Origin of the sequence: Silvimonas sp. (genome assembly GCF_031291215.1) — a bacterium.
In the GTDB taxonomy this organism is placed as follows: domain Bacteria; phylum Pseudomonadota; class Gammaproteobacteria; order Burkholderiales; family Chitinibacteraceae; genus Silvimonas; species Silvimonas soli.
Genome location: NZ_JARLJK010000009.1, coordinates 132,124 through 149,950, shown reverse-complemented (window position 1 = coordinate 149,950; position 17,827 = coordinate 132,124). Strand labels below are relative to the sequence as shown.

The following is a 17,827-nucleotide window of genomic DNA, read 5'->3' as shown; positions in this document are numbered from 1 at the left end:
TACATTACTGCTGAGCGTCGCCCGGTTTGGCGTGGTCAGCGCGATGCTGCGCCCACTTGGCTTCACGCTCTTTCATCTTGGCTTGCAGTTGCTGCTGCTGGGCTGGCGTCAGCACGGCATACAACTGATGCTGGAACTTCAGCCGTGCCGCGCGACCGGCCACCATTTGCTGCGCATCGGCCTGGGCCAGTTGATCTGCCTTGGCATCGCTGTAATCGCTGGAGAACAGCAGCGCCTGCTCCTGATCATGGCTGGCCTTCATACCTTGCATTTGTTGCTGCATGGCCGAGCGGTTGGCTTGCATCAGTTGCTTGATCTGCGCTTTCTGGGCGTCGGTCAGATTCAGGTCTTTGAACATCATCCAGCCATCATGCGGGCCGTGCGGGCCCTTGTGCATGTGCTCTGCTGGCGGCTGAGTCGGTGCATCGTCAGCAAATGCGCTGGTGACCAGCGTGCCCATCGCAACGGTAGCGACAACGGCGGCAATCAGGTTTCGAGTCTTGAACATGGTTCACTCCTTTGCATATGACTTGTGGTTATCGGGTTCCGGCGGGGTCAACCGGCGATGGTTACATTATCCGGTGACCCTGTGTTAAGCGGTGTTAATCGATTGAAAAGACAAAGTAAAGTTTCGTATCAGGGCATTGCCAGCGGTATCAATCACGCCATTGCGGACGATTGCCGTGGTCACCACGACCGTCGTGCCAGTCACCGTGATCCGGGCGACCACCCCAATGTGCCGGAGGAGCCGGACGGTAATAAACCGGGCGCGGTTGCACAACATACGGGCGATAAACCGGACGTGGCGGAACGTAATAGACCGGGGCTACCACCGGGCGAGGTGCGTAGTAAACCGGGGCGGGGGCTACCACCACCGGCGCTACGGCTACAGGCAGCCCCAGTCCGATACTGACCGATACGTGCGGGCTGGCCATGGCGGAACCGGCGCTCAGACCGATTGCGGCGGCGGCGATGCCAATCAGGTATTTGATCTTCAACATGGTGATCTCCAGAAAAGTGGTTTTACAGGACAAACAACCTGGCGCTGTACTGCGTTGCCTTGGTCGTTTGGCGTGATTCCACTATGCTCGGCCCTTTGGTAAAGGTGGGTTATCGAAGTGCAAAGATTGCGTAAAGCAACCGCCCTTTACTTGGTTAATCCCCGCTAAATCAGCGAAGATGTGAACCGGATCACGCGAAAATGAATATAAGCAAAGGAAGCATCATGCGAATTCTGCTGGTGGATGACGACACCGAACTCTGCGCCATGCTGGCTGAATACCTCGGCACCGAAGGCTATGAGGCCGATGCCGTGCACGATGGCGAAGCGGGCGTTGCCGCCGCATTGTCGGGCAAGTACGGGATCATGGTGCTGGATGTCATGATGCCGCGCATGGGCGGAATTGAAACGCTGCGGCAAATCCGCGAGAAAAGCCGCATTCCGGTGATCATGCTGACCGCCAAGGGCGATGACATTGACCGCATTATCGGGCTGGAACTGGGTGCCGATGATTACGTGCCCAAACCCTGCCAGCCGCGTGAACTGGTGGCTCGCCTGCGCGCCATCTTGCGCCGCACCGGCAATACCGAAACCACAGAAGACGATCCGGTCGTGCCACTGGTTTCCGGCCCGTTACAACTGAATCCGGCATATCGGCGGGCCGAATGGAACGGCGAGCCGCTTGATCTGACCAGCTCCGAATTCAACCTGTTAGAGATGCTGTTGCGGGCACAAGGCAAAGTGCTCAACAAGAACGAATTGTGCGAGCAAGCGCTAGGCCGCCCATTTACCCGCTATGACCGCAGCGTGGACGTCCACATGAGTAACCTGCGCCAGAAGCTGGGCAATTACGCCGATGGCCGCACGCCCATCCAGACCGTGCGCGGCATTGGTTATCAATGGCTGACGGAGTAAGCGATGCCTAAAGGACGTTTATTCTGGAAGATTCTGATCGGCTTCTGGCTCACGCTGATTTGCGTGTTCTTTGGTGTGGCCGCCGTTTTTGCCATTTACGATGAACAACGCGCCGTGGTGCAGGACGCACTGGCCACCAATCCGCGGTTGTCGGTCCTGACCACTTCGGCCGCCAGCGTGCTGCGCTATGGCGGCGTCAATGCGTTAACCGAGGTCTCCGCTTACTGGCCGCGCTTTGCCAAGACCAATATCCTGGCAGTGGGCGACGACGACAAAGACGCGCTGGGCCGCCCGGTTCCCGCCAATGCGCTCAGCATGGCGCGCCAGTATGTCCACAACAACAGACCCGCCAGCGCTGGCGAACCCGATCAAAGCACGCCCAGCGTAATCCAGGTGGTGACGCCGCAGCAGCAACATCTGCTGGTGTTTGCCGTGTTTGACGAAAACATGGTCCGGCGCACGCCACAACGACAATGGTTGCCGCCGCAAATGCTGTGGCTGGGTGCATTTGGTAGCCTGATTTTCAGCGCCCTGCTGGCGTGGTACCTCACCCGCCCTATCCGGCTGTTGCAACGCGCGTTTGATCGAGTTGCCAATGGCGATCTGGATGAGCGTATCGCTCCGCGCATGGGCCGACGGCGTGACGAAATTGCCGACTTGGGCCACGACTTTGACCGCATGGCCGAGCGCCTCAAACAGTTGGTCCACTCCCAGCGCCAGCTATTGCATGACGTGTCGCACGAGCTACGCTCACCGCTGGCGCGCCTGCAAGTAGCGGTAGGTCTGGCCCGCAAACAACCCGACAACATGATGACCAGCCTGGATCGGATCGAGCGTGAATCGAAACGCCTGGATGAGTTGGTGGGAGAGCTACTTACGCTCTCGCGGCTGGAAGCCGCTGGGCAGGCTGACCCGGATCACTACTTCGACATGATTGAACTGCTGGATGCAATTGTCGACGATGCCCGCTTTGAAGCCGAAAACGCCGGAATCCAGATCGGTCTGGGTATCGACCCGGCGCTAGCTAACCAGGAGGCCATTTTGAGTGGCCGAGCCGAGCCGATGTATCGGGCGGTGGAAAACGTGGTGCGCAATGCGCTCAAATATTCGCGGCCAGGGCAACGCGTAGACCTGGATGTACAACTGGCAGATGGCGGCAAAACGCTGGAAATCAGTGTGACCGATCAGGGCCCCGGTGCGCCGGAAGAACAACTGGAATTGATGTTCCAGCCGTTTGTGCAACTGGATGGTGAAAACCGCCAACCTGGCTATGGTTTGGGGCTGGCGATTGCCCAGCGTGCGGTACAAGCTCACGGCGGCACCATCAAGGCCACCAACCGTGCCCAGGGCGGGCTGATGATCTCTATCCGGTTGCCGTTGATGTCAGGGCTGACCGAGGCGGCGTAGCGTGGATTCGTTCCGGCTGCGGGACGAATCCATCACGCGCATTCTTTATTGCAGTGGCTGTGTCTGGACCTGCGCGGTAGCCGTTGTCGGGGCGGCGGTTAGCCCGGCGTGTTGCACAGGAGCAGGTGTGGCTGAAGGCGCTGTGGCCTTGTCGTAAGCCCAGCCGCCGACTGCGGCGGTGCCTTCGACACCCGCCTTGCCCACATCCCAGGCAATACCGGTTGCCGTAGTGGCCACGTTCACCGCAGCGGCTCCTACTGATACCACGGCACAACCATTCAGCGCTGCCAGCAGTGGCAAAGCCATCAATCCCAACGACCACTTCATTTTTTGCTTCATCTTCCTGAATATTCTTTTCTGCGGGCGCAAACCGGTGTCCGGCTGCGCCCATTTGTTGTTGCAAATCCGTTATTGCAAACCGGTTAAATTAGCGGCCCATCCCGCCTACTTGTTGCGCCAGATAGGTGGCGTAGTTGTCGGTCATTCCACCGATAAAATCGAGCACCCGCCGATAGGTCTGGTAAATCGGCCACTCTTTGCGCGGCGCATTGTATTCCATCAGGTCCAGAATGCGCTTCATCCTGAAAGGCAATTCCGGCGAAACTTTGAGCTGGTAAGCGGCGTTGCAGAATGCATCAAGCAGGATATCCAGGCAAGTGAACGACCCAACCTCAATTTCCACCTTGCGCCGGGCGTTGAAAATACGGTCTCGCGCCAGTTGTTTGGATTCGGCAATGCCCTGGCGCACGCTGGCCGGGCAATCGTTGAGCAAATCGCCCTGATAACTGCCTTCCATCAAGCGTGGATACTGGCGCAAGAACGCCTCCGCAACCTCGGCCACGCAGCGCCCAACTGCCTTGCCGCGCAACAACGAAATCTTGCGACGGGTTGATGGCGCCGCTGCGACTTCAAGCCGCAGCAATTCATGATCGCCGCCGCAGATTTTCAGCAAGATCGGTTCAACGATCTCGTACGGCAGCATGCCAATCTCGATACCGTCTTCCAGATCGAGAATGGCGTAGCAAATATCGTCAGCCGCTTCCATCAGATACGACAATGGGTGCCGCCCCCATTTGCCTGGCGACAGTTGCGGCAATCCCAATTCGCAAGCCACTTGTTCCAGCAGTAGATGTTCAGATTGATAACAGCTGAACTTGCCCTTTTCACCGGCGTATTCGCTGGTCCACGGATATTTGAGCGTAGCGCCCAGCGTGGCAAAGGTCAGGCGCATGCCGCCTTCAAAGCGATGATTCTCCAGTTGCGTAACCACCCGAAAGCCTTGCGCGTTACCTTCAAAGGTTTGCAGGTCACGGCGTTCGTCAGCAGTCAGGTTTTGCAGCAGGTAGGCATGTTCATCGCGGCGAAACCAGTCGCGAATCGCGTATTCACCGGCATGGCCAAACGGCGGATTGCCAATGTCGTGCGCCAGGCAAGCGGCCTGGATAATCGCACCCAGATCATAGGGCGTGATGTGTGCTGGCAAACGGCCCTGCAACTTTTCGCCCACCAGAATACCCAAGCTACGGCCTACGCAGCCAACCTCAATCGAATGCGTCAGCCGCGTATGCACGTGATCGTTTTCGGTCAGCGGATGCACCTGCGTTTTGCGCCCAAGCCGCCGGAATGGTGACGAAAACACAATGCGGTCGTGATCTTTGTGAAAGTCGCTGCGCGACGATTCGACATCGTGCGCTTCGTTACGCGGCGCGCCCAGACGTTCGGCACTAAGCAAGCTATTCCAGTCCATCATGATTTTGGCGATCCGGTGACTATACTGACGCAACAAAAAACGGGCCGCTGGCAAGCGCTAACGGCAAGGCATCATACCGCGTGGCCAGCCTGGCGCGGCACTTCATCAGTCGTCATCCTGGCGACGTAGCGTTGTCTATTTTGATCCACACATGCTTGCATCAGGCTTGCGGTGCCGAGGCCGACGCCGGGACAATGCCCTGTCAACCACACCGCCCCCACGCAATTGCTTGTCTTTACGGGTAAAACGGCCGCCCAGGGGAGCAGGAATTTAGTTAAAATGGCCGCCGTTTTTTTGCTGGGGTAGATCAATGGCACTGCTGGAAATTCGGGACGTGGTCAAACGCTTCGGCGACTTCACCGCCGTCAACCACGTGAGCCTGAGTGTTGAAGCAGGCGAGTTCTTTACCCTGCTCGGACCATCGGGCTGTGGCAAGACCACATTGCTGCGCATGCTGGCCGGTTTTGAAGAGCCGGATGAAGGTCAGTTGCTGCTGGATGGCAAACCACTCAATGGCGTTCCGCCAGAAAAACGCCCGGTACATACGGTGTTCCAGAGCTATGCCCTGTTCCCGCATATGACAGTGGCGCAGAACGTGGCTTTCCCGTTGAAGATGGCCAATATCCCGGCCGATCAGGTCAAAGCCCGTGTAACCGAAGTGCTGGATGACGTGCGCCTGGGCCAGTTTGCGCAGCGTTTTCCACATGAATTGTCCGGTGGCCAGCGCCAGCGCGTAGCCATTGCCCGCGCCCTGGTGAACCGCCCACGCGTGCTGCTACTGGATGAACCGCTGTCGGCGCTGGACGCCAAGCTGCGCGAGCAAATGCAGCTGGAACTGATCAACCTGCAAAAGGAAGTCGGCATCACGTTTATTTACGTGACGCACGATCAAGGCGAAGCACTGGCGCTGTCGCATCGTATTGCAGTCATGAGCCAGGGCCAGGTGGAGCAACTGGACGCCCCCGAGAACATCTACAGCTATCCCAAGAGCCGCTTTGTGGCTGACTTTATCGGCCAGTGCAATTTGCTGGATGCCACCATTCGCGAAATTGGCCCAGAGCGCATGAAGGTAGAGATTGCCGGCGTCGGCATGGCCGAAGCGCTGCCCGTTGCGGGAGCCACCGTCGGCCAGCAAGGCACGCTCACCCTGCGTCCCGAGAAAATCAAACTGGCCGCAACCCTGCCCACCGCCGTGGCCGACGAAGTCCACTTCAAAGGCACAGTGCATGACTGCCTGTATCTGGGCGACGTGACTGTGTATATCGTCGAACTGGAAAACGGTACGAAAATTGAGACCATGCTGCCCAACGCCGCATCGGGCCGCGCGCGCTTCTTTGATGACAATGATCAGGTAGAACTGGCATGGCGTTTCGACGCTGGCCATTTCTTGCTGGCGTGATGAGAGGCTGGTGATGGCGCGCTCAAAAAACCTGGCAAAGTGGCTGATTTCCGGCCCGCCGCTGCTGTATCTGATCTTCTTCTTTGCCATCCCTACGGCATTGATGGCGTTTGCGGCATTCCGCTTTCCCGGCGACTACGGCGGCTTGTTGCCGCTGATTGGCGCCGATCCGGCCACCGGCAAAACCGTGTTGCTGGTGAACAGCCAGAACTGGCACGACTACCTGACGCTGGATAACTTCGCGCGCTTCTTTCAGGAGGCGGTGTACGTCGAGTTGTTCATCAAGTCATTCGGTTATGCCGCGCTGACCACGCTACTGTGCCTGGGCATGTCTTACCCGCTGGCGTGGCTGATTGCCCGCAGCCCGAAGAAATGGCGTGACTTGCTGGTGCTGCTGGTGATCTTGCCGTTCTGGAGCAACTTCCTGATTCGCGTGTATGCCTGGATGATTATCCTGGGGCCGCAGGGCTACTTTGCCAAAGTGGTGAACATGGCGCTGGGCTGGATCGGCATCGCGCCGCAGCAGTTTCTGTTTACGCCGTTTGCCGTGATCATCGTGCTGGTTTATGTGCATCTGCCGTTTATGGTGCTGCCGCTGTACGCCAATCTGGAAAAGCACGACATGGCTTTGCTGGATGCCGCGCAAGATCTGGGCGCGTCACGCTGGCAACGCTTCTGGAAAGTCACCTGGCCATTGAGCTTGCCGGGCGTCTACGCAGGAGCTGCGCTGGTGTTTATTCCGGCGCTGGGCATCTTTGCGGTGCCTGATCTGGTGGGCGGCACCGACGGCATCATGATCGGCAATCTGATCAAGCAACAATTTCTGGATTCGCGCGACTGGCCATTTGGTTCGGTGCTGTCGATCATGCTCACCCTGTCCGTGCTGCTGATGGCCGGTTTCATGACCATGCTTGGTCGCGGAGGTAAGCGCAATGCACTCTAAACAAAGCAAATGGCTGTGGGGCGCGTCCCTGCTGGTTTACGCATTTTTGTACATGCCGCTGCTGATTGTGGTGGTGTACTCGTTCAACGACTCCAAACTGAACGCGGAATGGGTCGGCTTTACCACTCAGTGGTACGGCGTGTTGTTCAACGACGACCAGATGCTCACAGCGGCGCGCAACTCGCTGCTGATTGGCGTCACCTCCAGCTTCTTCGCCACCATTCTGGGCACGCTGGCGGGTCTGGCCATGTACAAGTACAAACTGCGCTTGCTGCCAGTGCTGGTGCTGACGCCGATTGCCATTCCGGAAATACTGATGGCGTTGTCACTGCTGATGTTCTTTGTCGTGCTCAACTTCAGCATGGGCTATCTGTCGATTGGCTTGGCACACATTGCGTTCTCGATTGGCTTCGTGGCGATTGTGGTGCGCTCGCGTTTGCAAGGGATGGATGAATCGCTGGTGGAAGCCGCGCGCGACCTGGGCGCATCGCCATTGCAAGCGTTCTGGCAAGTCACCTTTCCGCTGATTCTGCCGGGCATCATCGCTGGCGCATTAATGGCTTTCACACTTTCGATTGATGACTTTGTGATTACTTACTTTGTAGCCGGCGCTGGAGCGTCTACCCTGCCGCTGCAGATTTATTCCATGCTCAAGATTGCCGTTACGCCCGAAGTGAACGCGATTTCCTCGCTGTTGATGCTGCTGACGCTGGCACTGATTGTCATCGCCGCCAAAGTCGCCCCGGGTGCCTTGCGCGCCAGTCACTAAAAACCCCAGTTACAGGTTCGGCCCGGTGCTGAACCTTCTTTCGCCGGTAAACTGCCTGCCCCAATCATTGGGGCGGGCAGTTTCATTGAGGAAGGACGTTATGAAAAAACTGTTGTTGTCGCTTTCACTGGTCGCACTGGCCAGCGCCGCCCATGCCGATAATGTGCTGCATTTGTTCAATTGGAACAACGCGGTGCCGGACAGCACCATCAAGGCGTTTGAGAGCCAGTGCAAATGCCGCGTTGAAGCCACTTATTACGGTTCGGTAGAAGAGATGCTGGCCAAGCTCTCGGCAGGTGCCACCGGCTTTGACGTGATCGGACCGGCCAACTACGGCATTACGCCGTTGGTGAAACTGAACCTGCTGCAGCCGCTGGATCACAGCAAGTTATCCAACCTCAAGAATATCGCCCCGGCTTTTGCCAATACCAGGCTTGATCCGGGCAACAAGTATTCCGCGCCGTATGACTTCACGGTCACACTCGTCGGATACAACGAAACCAAGGTCAAAGAGCTGAGCCTGGACCCGACCACGTGGGCCATTGCCTTCGACCCCAAGGTGCTGGCCAAGATCAAAGGCAAGATCACCGTACTGGATGATCCGCGTGAAGTGATCGGCGAAGCGCTCAAGTACAACGGTTTTTCGGCCAATTCCACCAATCCGGCCGAACTGAAAAAAGCCGTGGCGACGATCGAGGCCGCCAAGCCGTATTGGGCGGCATTCAACAGCCAGAGTTACATCAAGGAACTCACGGTCGGCAATATCTGGGTGGCGCTGGGATACTCGAACGATATGTACCAGGCCCGCAGCGATGCCGCCAAAGCCAATCGCCCGTTCAAGATTGGTTACGCCTTGCAAAAAGAAGGCAACGGCATGACGGCGGATAGCTTTGTGGTCGCCAAAGCCGCGCCACGGGCCGATCTGGCGCATCAGTTCATCAACTTCATGCTCGATGGCAAAAACGCGGCTGAAACCACCAATCAGGTAGGTTCCGGCACACCCAATACCGCTGCTTTGCCTTTTGTGCGCGCAGACTTGAAAGCCGTGCCCGCTATCGCCCCGAGCTCCGCTCAAGCCAGCAAACTGGAGCAATTGACCGATCTGGACGCCAAAACCCGCCGTGCGTGGAATCAGGCCTGGACCGAGATCAAGGTCAGCAAATAAACGACAGTCGTTGCGGCGAGGTTTTCCAGAATATCTGATCTGGCATAATCGCCGTTTTCCGGCGTGGGACAGCGTATTCCGCGCCCTTTTTTGTGGTTCCGCAACTGGAGTGTCAACCCGATGAAAAAGCTTTTGATGGCCTTGATGTTGGCCGCAGGCGCCGCCCACGCTGAAGATGTTTTGCATATCTACAACTGGAACAACTACATCGCGCCGGAAACCGTAAAGCGCTTTGAAGCCGACTGCAAATGTAAAGTGGTGCAGGATTACTACGGTGCCATGGAAGAAATGCTGGCCAAGCTGGCCGCTGGCGCCAAGGGTTACGACGTGATCGTCCCTACCGGCTTTGCCCTGCCGCCGCTGATCAAGCAAGGCCTGGTGCAGCCGCTGGATAAAACCAAAATCCCGAACATCAAGAACATGAACCCGGCGTTCATGAACAGCCAGTTTGATCCGGGCAACAAGTACTCGATCCCTTACGCTTTCACCACCACGTTGATTGGTTACAACGACAAAAAGATCAAGGAACTGGGCATTGATCCGACCAGTTGGTCTGCCATTTTTGATCCGGCAGTGCTGAGCAAGATCAAGGGCAAAGTCACCGTACTGGACGACCCGAAAGAACTGTTTGCTGCCGCCATGATGTACAACGGTTTCAATCCGAACAGCACGGACATGAAACAGTGGCAAAAGGCCAAGGACACCATCATCAAGGCCAAGCCTTACTGGGCTGCGTTCAATAACCAGAGTTACATCAAGGAACTCACTGTCGGCAATATCTGGCTGGCGCATGGTTATTCCAGCGACTTTTTCCAGGCCAACGCTGATGCCCACACCGCCAAGCGTCCGTTTGGCGTGGCGTATGTGCTGCAAAAAGAAGGCAACACCTTGTCGGTGGATAACGTGATGGTGATGAAGTCCGCACCGCGTCCGGATCTGGCGTTCAAGTTCATCAACTTCATGACTGATGGCAAAAATGCATCCGATCTGACCAACATGATCGGCTCGGGCAATCCGAATGCCGCCGCGGGCCAGTTTGTGCAAGCGGACATCAAGAAAAACACCGCCGTATTCCCGGCTCCAGCTGATATGAAAAAGCTGTATCAACTCAACGCGCTGGAAGGCAAACCGCTGCGTGATCTGAACCGGCTCTGGACGGAAGTGAAGACCGCCCGGTAAGCTTCAAGGGGTAGCCAGTCTGGCTACCCTTTTTTCATTGCCCTCCGGCCTCATGCGCGCACTCCCTCCCATCAGCTTCCTGGCCCACCGTACTGCCCCCACTCGCGTGGCGCGCTACTTCTTCTGGTGCTACCTGCTGGTTGTGCTGCTGGTCTCGTTTTACCCGTTCTCCGGCTGGCGTTTTACCGGTGAACCGATCTTTGCCTTCTATACCTACCCGCTGCCGTATTACTTCACGTTTTTCGACAATCTGATCAACGTGGTTGCTTATTTCCCGCTGGGATTATCCGCCGCGCTGGCCATGCGGCGCTGGCGCTGGCTCGGGCCCTTACTGGCAGCGCTGATCGGCATCCTCACGTCGTGCGGGGTCGAATTTGTGCAGCAGTTCATTCCGACCCGGGTGGCGTCCAATATGGACATCCTCTCCAATGGCTGCGGCAGCGTCATTGGCGCGTTTGTGTCGGTGATTGTGGCGATGCGCCGCTCACAACGGCGCTGGCTGGTGTTCCGGCATTCGCACCTGTTTCCCGGTGGTGCAGCGGAATGGGGCATGGTGTGGCTGGGCCTATGGCTGATTACCCAGTTCGATCCATCCGTGCCGTTCTTTGGCGTGGTCGATGAACCACGCGGCATCCCGCAACCCATTCTTGCGCCCATGGGCGATCCAGCTTTGTTTTTGAACCTGCTGGAAGGCTGCGGCATGATGCTCAACACACTGGGCGTATGCTTGTTTGTGTCAGTGCTGGTGCGCCACAGCCGCGAGATACCCCGCGCGATTGCGTTGCTGGTCACGGTGGTGCTAGCCAGCAAAATCGTCTTTGCCGGGGCCATGCTCAAGTGGGTGGATTTTTTTGCCTGGATCAACCACAACGTGGCTTTGGGTGGCTTGGCAGCACTGCCCTTGCTGGCAGTGCTGTTGCGGCTGAAACGCCCATGGCGGGCGCTGGCCGGGGCCGTGTGCTTGCTGGCGACCGTATTGGTGAGCTGGATGTGGCCACTCACACCCCAACTGTCGGCCATTTTGCCGTTGTTCCGCTGGAACTACGGCCATCTGATGCACTTCCGCGGACTGGCGGCGCTGATCAGCGATCTGTGGCCCTACGGCACCATGTTGTTCCTGCTGGGCTTTGCCGCGACCTACCGCAGCGAGAACGAGCCCGACTGGTGAGTGCGCAAATGCGACTCAGGGCTTGTGCAGTCGCGCTATACGCCGTGCTTCGGCATCCTGCCAGCGCTTTTTCTCGATCTGTTTTTCTGGCTCAAACAGTGGCACTGGCGTGGTTTTACCATCGTCCCCTATCGCCACCATGGTGAAGTAGCAACTATTGGTGTGCCGTACCGTACGCTCGCGGATGTTCTCGGCGATCACCTTGATGCCGATTTCCATTGAGGTGCGCCCGGTGTAGTTCACGCTGGCCAGAAAAGTCACCAGTTCGCCGACGTGAATCGGCTGCTTGAAGGTGACCTGATCCACCGACAGCGTCACCACATAGGTTCCTGCATAGCGGCTGGCACAGGCATAGGCCACTTCATCCAGCAGTTTCAGCAATTGCCCACCATGCACGTTGCCAGAAAAATTGGCCATTTCCGGCATCATCAACACGGTCATGGAAAGCTGGTGGCGGGGAGTGTCGCTCATGAAATGTTCCTGGATAAGTGAACGCGGCAGATACGATGTGGATATACCAAAAGTAACGCCGGGCAAGCCCGGCGTCATCTGGATTATTTGCAGCGTCTGACTTAAACCACGCCAGCGTGATGCGCCTGCGCGTCGGCATGATAGCTCGAACGCACCATCGCACCCACGGCGGCGTGCTTGAAGCCCATCTTGTACGCTTCTTCCTCAAACATCTTGAACACATCCGGGTGCACATAACGCAGCACCGGCAGATGGCCATTGGAAGGTTGCAGATACTGGCCGATGGTCAGCATGTCGATGTCGTGATCGCGCATGTCACGCATCACTTGCAGGATTTCTTCATCAGTTTCGCCCAGACCGACCATGATCCCGGACTTGGTATTCACGTGCGGGTATTTGGCCTTGAAGTCTTTCAGCAGCTTGAGCGAATGCAGATAATCCGCGCCGGGGCGGGCTTGCTTGTACAAGCGCGGCACGGTTTCCAGATTGTGGTTCATCACGTCCGGCAAACCAGCGGCAAAGATATCGACAGCGATATCAAGGCGGCCGCGGAAATCCGGCACCAGCACTTCGATCTGTGTGGCCGGGCTGGCCGCGCGGGTCTTCTGGATGCATTCCACAAAATGCTGGGCACCGCCGTCACGCAGATCGTCACGGTCGACCGACGTCACCACCACGTAACGCAGCTTGAGCGCAGCGATGGTTTCAGCCAGATGTTGGGGTTCGTTCTCATCCAGCGGATTGGGACGGCCGTGGCCGACATCGCAGAACGGGCAGCGACGGGTACAAATGTCGCCCATGATCATGAAGGTGGCTGTGCCCTTGCCGAAGCACTCCCCGATGTTGGGACAGGACGCCTCTTCGCATACCGTGTGCAGCTTCTGGTTGCGCAGAATGTCTTTGATTTCGTAGAAGCGGCTATTGGTGCTGGGCGCCGTAACGCGAATCCAGTCCGGCTTCTTAAGCTTTTGTTCCAGCGGAACAATCTTGATCGGGATACGCGCTGTCTTGGCTTCGCCTTTGTGTTTTACACCGGCGGAGTTGGAAGCAACAGGGGAGGCAATCTCGGAGGCAGTCTTGAGTTCTTCAGTCATCGTGTCAGCGCAACCCTTGCTTGTGGCAAGCGTTAATCAGTTGATTTGTTGCAGAATTTTGTCGGCCATTCTACGCGCAAGCGTGGCAGGTGTCTCGGCAAAGCCGTAATCACTCAATTGAGCAATCCGCAGGCCTTCGTAGCCGCACGGATTGATCCAGCCAAACGGCTGCAAATCCATGCCGACATTGAACGACAAACCATGAAATGAACAGCCATTACGAATGCGCAAACCCAGCGCGGCAATCTTGGCCTCGCCCAGTTCATCACGCACATATACGCCCGGCGCATCGACCTTGCCCCAGGCTTCGATATCAAAGTCTGCCAGCAAGTTGATAACGCTTTGTTCCAGCTTGCGCACCAGTTCACGCACACCGAGCTTGCTGCGACGCAGGTCCAGCATGGTGTAGGCGATCAGCTGGCCAGGACCGTGATAGGTGACCTGCCCGCCCCGATCAATCTTGACGATGGGAATATCGGTCTGGCGCAAGATGTGTTCCGGCTTGCCCGCCTGGCCCAGGGTGTAGACCGGCGGGTGCTCGAGCAACCAGATTTCGTCCTGGCTATCCGGCGTTCGGGCATCGGTGAAGTCCTGCATGGCGTGCCATGTCGGCTCATAGGCTTGCAGGCCGAGCGGGCGGACCAGCACGCCGCCGACCTCAGCCGGTTGCTGATCGTGCCAGCCCTCTGCGGCGACCAGCAAACCATTGTTCTCCTCACGCCTCACGCCTTGCTCCTTTTAGCCCCGGTTGAGCGGGACACACCATTACAACACCATGCGTACCAGCGGATGCGCCCGCAACGCGGCATCAATGGCGTGCACTTGTTCAACGCTCTCAAACGTAATGGAGAGCGTGGCGGCGTAGTAATTGCCTTCACGGCTTTCGCGAATGGTGACCAGCTCAGCCAAAAAGCCGGGGATATGCTGTACGGTCACTTCCATCAGCGCAGCGTGAAATTCGTCCTGGGCGACCTGCTTGCGGCTCACCGCTTTTACCGGGATCAACACCGGAAACTCAACCAGGTCTTCCAGCTTGGGCTGGCCCAGATCAGTCAGGTTAACTTCGCTCATGCTTGTGGCTCCTTGTGGCGCATTACGTCGCGCTTGAATTGCTGATAATGGCGATACATGGCCCGGAACAACGGCCCGGGCTGCCCGCTACCAACCGGGCGGCCATCCATAATCACCACTGCCAACACCTCTTTGGACGATGAAGTCAGCCAGACTTCGTCGGCATCACGCACTTGCTGCTCGGTGATCTCACAAACCCGATGCGCCATACCATGCTGTCGGGCCAGTTCCAGGATGAGGTCGTAAGTGATGCCGGTGAGCATCAGATGCGAGGGTGGTGGGGCCAGTATTTCGCCTTGAATGACCACAAAGATGTTGCTCGATGAGCCTTCTATCAAGAGGCCATCCCGAAATAGTACCGTTTCCGCCGCCCCTTCAGCCACCGCCAACTGACGAAGCAACACGTTGGCGAGCAGTGTCGTGGCCTTGATATTGCAACGCAGCCAGCGGATATCCGCCGCAGAAACCACCGCGACGCCCTGCTCTACCAGATCCGGCGACGGCTGGGTCAGCGGGTCGGCATAGATCAACACCGTGGGTTCAACTTTCGTCGGAATCACATGATTACGCGGGTACGCTGGCCCGCGGGTGACCTGCAAATAGACCGACTGATCGGCAAAACCCTGCAAGCGGATGATCTCCAGAATCAGCGTTCGCCAGGTTTCCCGCGAATGCGGGTTGTCGATCTGCACGGCAGCCAGGCTGTTTTCCAGCCGGGTCAGGTGTTCATCCAGCCGGAACGGCAAGCGGCTGTACACCGGAATGACTTCGTACACACCGTCACCAAACAGAAATCCGCGATCCAGCACCGGCACCTGGAGTTGCTCCAGCGGGGCAAAACGGCCATTCAGATAAGCGGTGAGTTCGGGAATTTGCATGGCGAAGTCTCAGGGCTGCACAAAGTAATACCCCATTATGGCCTTGGCTGGGCCTGCTGAAACCTGGTGATTTACCGTCAACTCAGGCAACCGTCGGCGTCGTCAGAAGGCCCTTATTAAAAACTTGTAATATTCTGTTCACATTAGAGCCTTAATCTCGCAACAATTTTCGGGCGCCCACGTCGCATACAACAATTGAAAACTGGCCATTTGAGCTGGTTTCACTCGGAGATGAGCCACCCTCGGGATGGCAGCTTGAAGCGCCCTAACCGCAACCACTGCGAGGTTTTAACCCGATGCCAGCCAATATCTTGCTCGTTGAAGACGAACCAGCCATCCAGGAACTGATTTCCTTCAACCTGACTCAGGCCGGCCATCACGTCATGCGGGCCGATTCAGCCGAATCTGCAGCGCATATCGTGCGTAACGCTTTGCCCGATCTGATTTTGCTGGACTGGATGCTGCCCGGCATGACCGGCATTGAATTTGCCCGCAAGCTGCGCGGCGAAGAACGTACCCGCCAAATTCCGTTGATCATGCTCACCGCGCGTTCGGATGAACAAGACAAGATTATTGGGCTGGATACCGGTGCCGATGATTACATCACCAAGCCATTCAGCCCGCGTGAACTGCAAGCGCGCATCAAGTCGGTGCTACGTCGCCGCTCGCCGCAAGTGACGGATGACTTGGTCGAAGTACAAGGTTTGCGGCTGGACCCAACCACTCACCGTGTCACCGGCAACGGCGACCCGATTGATCTGGGCCCGACGGAATTTCGTCTGCTGCATTTTTTCATGACTCACCCGGAGCGTGTACACTCGCGCGCCCAATTGCTTGATCAGGTCTGGGGTGATCATGTGTTTGTGGAAGAGCGCACCGTGGACGTACATATCCGTCGTCTGCGCTCGGCACTGGAAATCTCCGGCTATGACCGGTTAATCCAGACTGTGCGCGGCACCGGTTACCGCCTGTCCGCACAATAAAAAAACCAGTTGAAAAATCCACCGGCTTTATAAAACCGTAAGCCGGTGGAAAAATCGTAATAAACTCATGCCAGTCTCGACCGCATAAAAACCCGTTCCGCTTTCGGACTTTTCGATGATTTGGCTGCGCTCGACCATTTACTATATTTCTATCGCCCTCGTGGCCTTGCTGGTGTCTGCCATCGCCGGGCCGCTCTGGGGTTTGTCTCTGGCGGTGATCATTCTTGGAATGGCCACCGCATTCCATTTGTTCAATCTGGCCCGTTTGCTGCGCTGGATGCGTAACCCGCGCGTTGATAACGTGCCTGGCAGTTTTCTGCTGTGGCAAGACTTGTTCGACCGGCTGTATGACCAGGTTCGTTCGCAAAAGAAAACCCAGGAACGGCTGGCACATATGCTGGAGCGCTTTACCAGCGCTGGCGAAGCGTTGCCTGATGGCGTGATCATGCTGGATGAACACGACCGGATTGAATGGTGCAATCAGGCCGCCAGCCAGCATCTGGGCATTGATCGTGTTACCGACATCTGGCAAATCGTCACCAACATCGTGCGTCAGCCGAGCCTGCGCGAATATCTGCGCATGCAGGATTTTGCGCACCCGCTGATGCTGCGCACGACTCGTCCTCACGAACAGGTGTTGTCAGTGCAACTGGTGCCGTTTGATTCAACCCGCAAATTGCTGCTGTCGCGCGATATCACGCAGCTGGACCGGGTGCAGACCGTGCACCGTGACTTCATTGCCAATGTATCGCACGAACTGCGCACGCCGCTAACGGTGGTCGGCGGGTTTATCGAGACCATGATCGATATGCCACAACTGGACGAGACCACGCGCGGCCAGCAACTGCAATTGATGTACGACCAGACCCAGCGCATGCAACGGCTGGTGGATGACTTGCTGACTTTGTCGCGCCTGGAAAACGGCCAGCAGATGAAGGAAGAAGAAGTCGACATGCCGCAATTGATGAAACTGATGCAGGCCGAAGCGGCCGGTTTGTCGCAAGGTCGCCATGAAATCCGCATCGGCACTCTGGCGCCGATCCGCTTGATTGGTAATCACGACGAACTGCATTCGGCGTTTGGCAACCTGGTGTCCAATGCCATTCGCTACACGCCGACCGGCGGGCAGATCACCATCAACTGGCAAGCCGATGGCGAGCAACCTGTGTTCAGTGTCCAGGATACCGGCATCGGCGTGGCGCCCGAACATTTGCCGCGACTGACCGAGCGCTTTTACCGGGTGGATCGCGGTCGTTCGCGTTCGACCGGTGGTACCGGGCTGGGGCTGGCGATTGTTAAACATATTCTGCAGCGACATCAGGCGCAACTGGCGGTGAAATCGCGGCTGGGTGAAGGCAGCGAATTTTCGGTGCGCTTCCCACCGCATCGCTCGCTAAGTGACTGAGCTGGCGTGATCTGTAACGGCCAGAAATTCGCAAAAAGCAGCCCAATGCGAGGGCGTACGTCGGGAAAACCCCGATTCTTGTGTTTTATTTATGCGCCCTGGCCCCATATACTTGCGTACCGCCGGGCGCTACGCGAGCCGGTAGTGTGAAATCTTCCAAGTGATCGCATGTCCAACACAGTGTCATTAGCGGATAATGACGGATGAATTGGGCGGTTACGCCTTTTTAT

The 17,827-nt window shown here is 57.2% G+C and carries 19 protein-coding genes; 10 read left to right on the top strand and 9 right to left on the bottom strand.

What is annotated here, in order from left to right:
- Nucleotides 1-4: 4 nt before the first annotated feature.
- Both P4L78_RS00925 and P4L78_RS00920 read right to left on the bottom strand, forming a co-directional pair.
- A complete protein-coding gene (locus P4L78_RS00925) occupies nucleotides 5-508 on the bottom strand; it encodes a Spy/CpxP family protein refolding chaperone (protein WP_309326317.1) in 504 nt (167 codons plus the stop codon).
- A 148-nt stretch (nucleotides 509-656) separates the two neighbouring features.
- Nucleotides 657-1,001 (bottom strand): hypothetical protein, encoded by a 345-nt coding sequence (locus P4L78_RS00920; RefSeq protein WP_309326315.1) that lies wholly within the window; start codon nucleotides 999-1,001, stop codon nucleotides 657-659.
- 221 nt (nucleotides 1,002-1,222) lie between these two features.
- Here P4L78_RS00920 and P4L78_RS00915 point away from each other — a divergent pair, with 221 nt between their 5' ends.
- Together P4L78_RS00915 and P4L78_RS00910 are read left to right on the top strand one after the other, a co-directional pair.
- Complete coding sequence (locus P4L78_RS00915; protein ID WP_283151411.1) at nucleotides 1,223-1,915, top strand: response regulator transcription factor; 693 nt, start codon at nucleotides 1,223-1,225, stop codon at nucleotides 1,913-1,915.
- A 3-nt stretch (nucleotides 1,916-1,918) separates the two neighbouring features.
- Nucleotides 1,919-3,322 carry an ATP-binding protein gene (locus P4L78_RS00910; protein ID WP_283150830.1) on the top strand — a complete coding sequence of 468 codons (1,404 nt, stop codon included), beginning with the start codon at nucleotides 1,919-1,921 and terminating at the stop codon, nucleotides 3,320-3,322.
- A 45-nt stretch (nucleotides 3,323-3,367) separates the two neighbouring features.
- Here the strand turns inward: P4L78_RS00910 and P4L78_RS00905 are convergent, their stop codons facing one another.
- Together P4L78_RS00905 and P4L78_RS00900 are read right to left on the bottom strand one after the other, a co-directional pair.
- A complete protein-coding gene (locus tag P4L78_RS00905; protein WP_283150831.1) occupies nucleotides 3,368-3,649 on the bottom strand; it encodes a hypothetical protein in 282 nt (93 codons plus the stop codon).
- Between the two features lie 100 nt (nucleotides 3,650-3,749).
- Nucleotides 3,750-5,072 carry a deoxyguanosinetriphosphate triphosphohydrolase gene (locus P4L78_RS00900; protein WP_309326312.1) on the bottom strand — a complete coding sequence of 441 codons (1,323 nt, stop codon included), beginning with the start codon at nucleotides 5,070-5,072 and terminating at the stop codon, nucleotides 3,750-3,752.
- A 310-nt stretch (nucleotides 5,073-5,382) separates the two neighbouring features.
- On the opposite strand from P4L78_RS00900, the gene P4L78_RS00895 reads away from it, so the two are divergent.
- From P4L78_RS00895 to P4L78_RS00870, 6 genes are all read left to right on the top strand, one after another.
- On the top strand, nucleotides 5,383-6,471 hold the full coding sequence (locus P4L78_RS00895) for an ABC transporter ATP-binding protein (RefSeq protein WP_309326310.1): 1,089 nt from the start codon (nucleotides 5,383-5,385) through the stop codon (nucleotides 6,469-6,471).
- A gap of 13 nt (nucleotides 6,472-6,484) precedes the next feature.
- Entirely contained in the window at nucleotides 6,485-7,414 is a 930-nt protein-coding gene (locus P4L78_RS00890) for an ABC transporter permease (protein WP_283150834.1), read from the top strand.
- Nucleotides 7,404-8,183 carry an ABC transporter permease gene (locus tag P4L78_RS00885; RefSeq protein ID WP_283150835.1) on the top strand — a complete coding sequence of 260 codons (780 nt, stop codon included), beginning with the start codon at nucleotides 7,404-7,406 and terminating at the stop codon, nucleotides 8,181-8,183. The genes P4L78_RS00890 and P4L78_RS00885 overlap by 11 nt, the downstream gene beginning before the upstream one ends.
- Before the next feature lie 100 nt (nucleotides 8,184-8,283).
- Complete coding sequence (locus tag P4L78_RS00880; RefSeq protein WP_309326306.1) at nucleotides 8,284-9,348, top strand: spermidine/putrescine ABC transporter substrate-binding protein; 1,065 nt, start codon at nucleotides 8,284-8,286, stop codon at nucleotides 9,346-9,348.
- A gap of 120 nt (nucleotides 9,349-9,468) precedes the next feature.
- Nucleotides 9,469-10,527: a PotD/PotF family extracellular solute-binding protein gene (locus P4L78_RS00875; protein ID WP_283150837.1), complete on the top strand. Its 1,059-nt coding sequence runs from the start codon at nucleotides 9,469-9,471 to the stop codon at nucleotides 10,525-10,527.
- A 52-nt stretch (nucleotides 10,528-10,579) separates the two neighbouring features.
- Nucleotides 10,580-11,695 carry a VanZ family protein gene (locus P4L78_RS00870; protein WP_283150838.1) on the top strand — a complete coding sequence of 372 codons (1,116 nt, stop codon included), beginning with the start codon at nucleotides 10,580-10,582 and terminating at the stop codon, nucleotides 11,693-11,695.
- 15 nt (nucleotides 11,696-11,710) lie between these two features.
- Here P4L78_RS00870 and P4L78_RS00865 read toward each other — a convergent pair whose 3' ends face one another.
- From P4L78_RS00865 to P4L78_RS00845, 5 genes are all read right to left on the bottom strand, one after another.
- Complete coding sequence (locus P4L78_RS00865) at nucleotides 11,711-12,166, bottom strand: acyl-CoA thioesterase (RefSeq protein ID WP_283150839.1); 456 nt, start codon at nucleotides 12,164-12,166, stop codon at nucleotides 11,711-11,713.
- A gap of 101 nt (nucleotides 12,167-12,267) precedes the next feature.
- The gene (gene lipA / locus P4L78_RS00860) at nucleotides 12,268-13,260 is read right to left on the bottom strand and encodes a lipoyl synthase (protein ID WP_283150840.1); all 993 of its coding nucleotides are present in this window, start codon (nucleotides 13,258-13,260) and stop codon (nucleotides 12,268-12,270) included.
- A gap of 36 nt (nucleotides 13,261-13,296) precedes the next feature.
- Entirely contained in the window at nucleotides 13,297-13,908 is a 612-nt protein-coding gene (lipB, locus tag P4L78_RS00855) for a lipoyl(octanoyl) transferase LipB (protein ID WP_390901579.1), read from the bottom strand.
- Between the two features lie 117 nt (nucleotides 13,909-14,025).
- Nucleotides 14,026-14,331 carry a YbeD family protein gene (locus P4L78_RS00850; protein WP_283150841.1) on the bottom strand — a complete coding sequence of 102 codons (306 nt, stop codon included), beginning with the start codon at nucleotides 14,329-14,331 and terminating at the stop codon, nucleotides 14,026-14,028.
- Nucleotides 14,328-15,209 carry a D-amino acid aminotransferase gene (locus tag P4L78_RS00845; RefSeq protein ID WP_283150842.1) on the bottom strand — a complete coding sequence of 294 codons (882 nt, stop codon included), beginning with the start codon at nucleotides 15,207-15,209 and terminating at the stop codon, nucleotides 14,328-14,330. The genes P4L78_RS00850 and P4L78_RS00845 overlap by 4 nt, the downstream gene beginning before the upstream one ends.
- Nucleotides 15,210-15,505: 296 nt before the next feature.
- On the opposite strand from P4L78_RS00845, the gene phoB reads away from it, so the two are divergent.
- Nucleotides 15,506-16,192, top strand: coding sequence for a phosphate regulon transcriptional regulator PhoB (gene phoB, locus P4L78_RS00840; protein ID WP_283150843.1), 687 nt, complete (start codon nucleotides 15,506-15,508; stop codon nucleotides 16,190-16,192).
- A gap of 115 nt (nucleotides 16,193-16,307) precedes the next feature.
- The gene (gene phoR, locus P4L78_RS00835) at nucleotides 16,308-17,597 is read left to right on the top strand and encodes a phosphate regulon sensor histidine kinase PhoR (RefSeq protein ID WP_309326302.1); all 1,290 of its coding nucleotides are present in this window, start codon (nucleotides 16,308-16,310) and stop codon (nucleotides 17,595-17,597) included.
- Nucleotides 17,598-17,827 lie beyond the last annotated feature (230 nt).

Excerpts from the sequence above, each read along its gene's own strand:
- P4L78_RS00925 (WP_309326317.1), bottom strand. The coding sequence starts at position 508 with ATGTTCAAGACTCGAAACCTGATTGCCGCCGTTGTCGCTACCGTTGCG.
- P4L78_RS00865 (WP_283150839.1), bottom strand. The coding sequence starts at position 12,166 with ATGAGCGACACTCCCCGCCACCAGCTTTCCATGACCGTGTTGATGATG.
- P4L78_RS00920 (WP_309326315.1), bottom strand. The coding sequence starts at position 1,001 with ATGTTGAAGATCAAATACCTGATTGGCATCGCCGCCGCCGCAATCGGT.
- P4L78_RS00895 (WP_309326310.1), top strand. The coding sequence starts at position 5,383 with ATGGCACTGCTGGAAATTCGGGACGTGGTCAAACGCTTCGGCGACTTC.
- lipA (WP_283150840.1), bottom strand. The coding sequence starts at position 13,260 with ATGACTGAAGAACTCAAGACTGCCTCCGAGATTGCCTCCCCTGTTGCT.
- P4L78_RS00875 (WP_283150837.1), top strand. The coding sequence starts at position 9,469 with ATGAAAAAGCTTTTGATGGCCTTGATGTTGGCCGCAGGCGCCGCCCAC.
- P4L78_RS00910 (WP_283150830.1), top strand. The coding sequence starts at position 1,919 with ATGCCTAAAGGACGTTTATTCTGGAAGATTCTGATCGGCTTCTGGCTC.
- P4L78_RS00870 (WP_283150838.1), top strand. The coding sequence starts at position 10,580 with ATGCGCGCACTCCCTCCCATCAGCTTCCTGGCCCACCGTACTGCCCCC.
- P4L78_RS00845 (WP_283150842.1), bottom strand. The coding sequence starts at position 15,209 with ATGCAAATTCCCGAACTCACCGCTTATCTGAATGGCCGTTTTGCCCCG.
- P4L78_RS00880 (WP_309326306.1), top strand. The coding sequence starts at position 8,284 with ATGAAAAAACTGTTGTTGTCGCTTTCACTGGTCGCACTGGCCAGCGCC.
- P4L78_RS00890 (WP_283150834.1), top strand. The coding sequence starts at position 6,485 with ATGGCGCGCTCAAAAAACCTGGCAAAGTGGCTGATTTCCGGCCCGCCG.
- P4L78_RS00900 (WP_309326312.1), bottom strand. The coding sequence starts at position 5,072 with ATGATGGACTGGAATAGCTTGCTTAGTGCCGAACGTCTGGGCGCGCCG.
- phoR (WP_309326302.1), top strand. The coding sequence starts at position 16,308 with ATGATTTGGCTGCGCTCGACCATTTACTATATTTCTATCGCCCTCGTG.
- P4L78_RS00885 (WP_283150835.1), top strand. The coding sequence starts at position 7,404 with ATGCACTCTAAACAAAGCAAATGGCTGTGGGGCGCGTCCCTGCTGGTT.
- P4L78_RS00850 (WP_283150841.1), bottom strand. The coding sequence starts at position 14,331 with ATGAGCGAAGTTAACCTGACTGATCTGGGCCAGCCCAAGCTGGAAGAC.
- phoB (WP_283150843.1), top strand. The coding sequence starts at position 15,506 with ATGCCAGCCAATATCTTGCTCGTTGAAGACGAACCAGCCATCCAGGAA.
- P4L78_RS00905 (WP_283150831.1), bottom strand. The coding sequence starts at position 3,649 with ATGAAGTGGTCGTTGGGATTGATGGCTTTGCCACTGCTGGCAGCGCTG.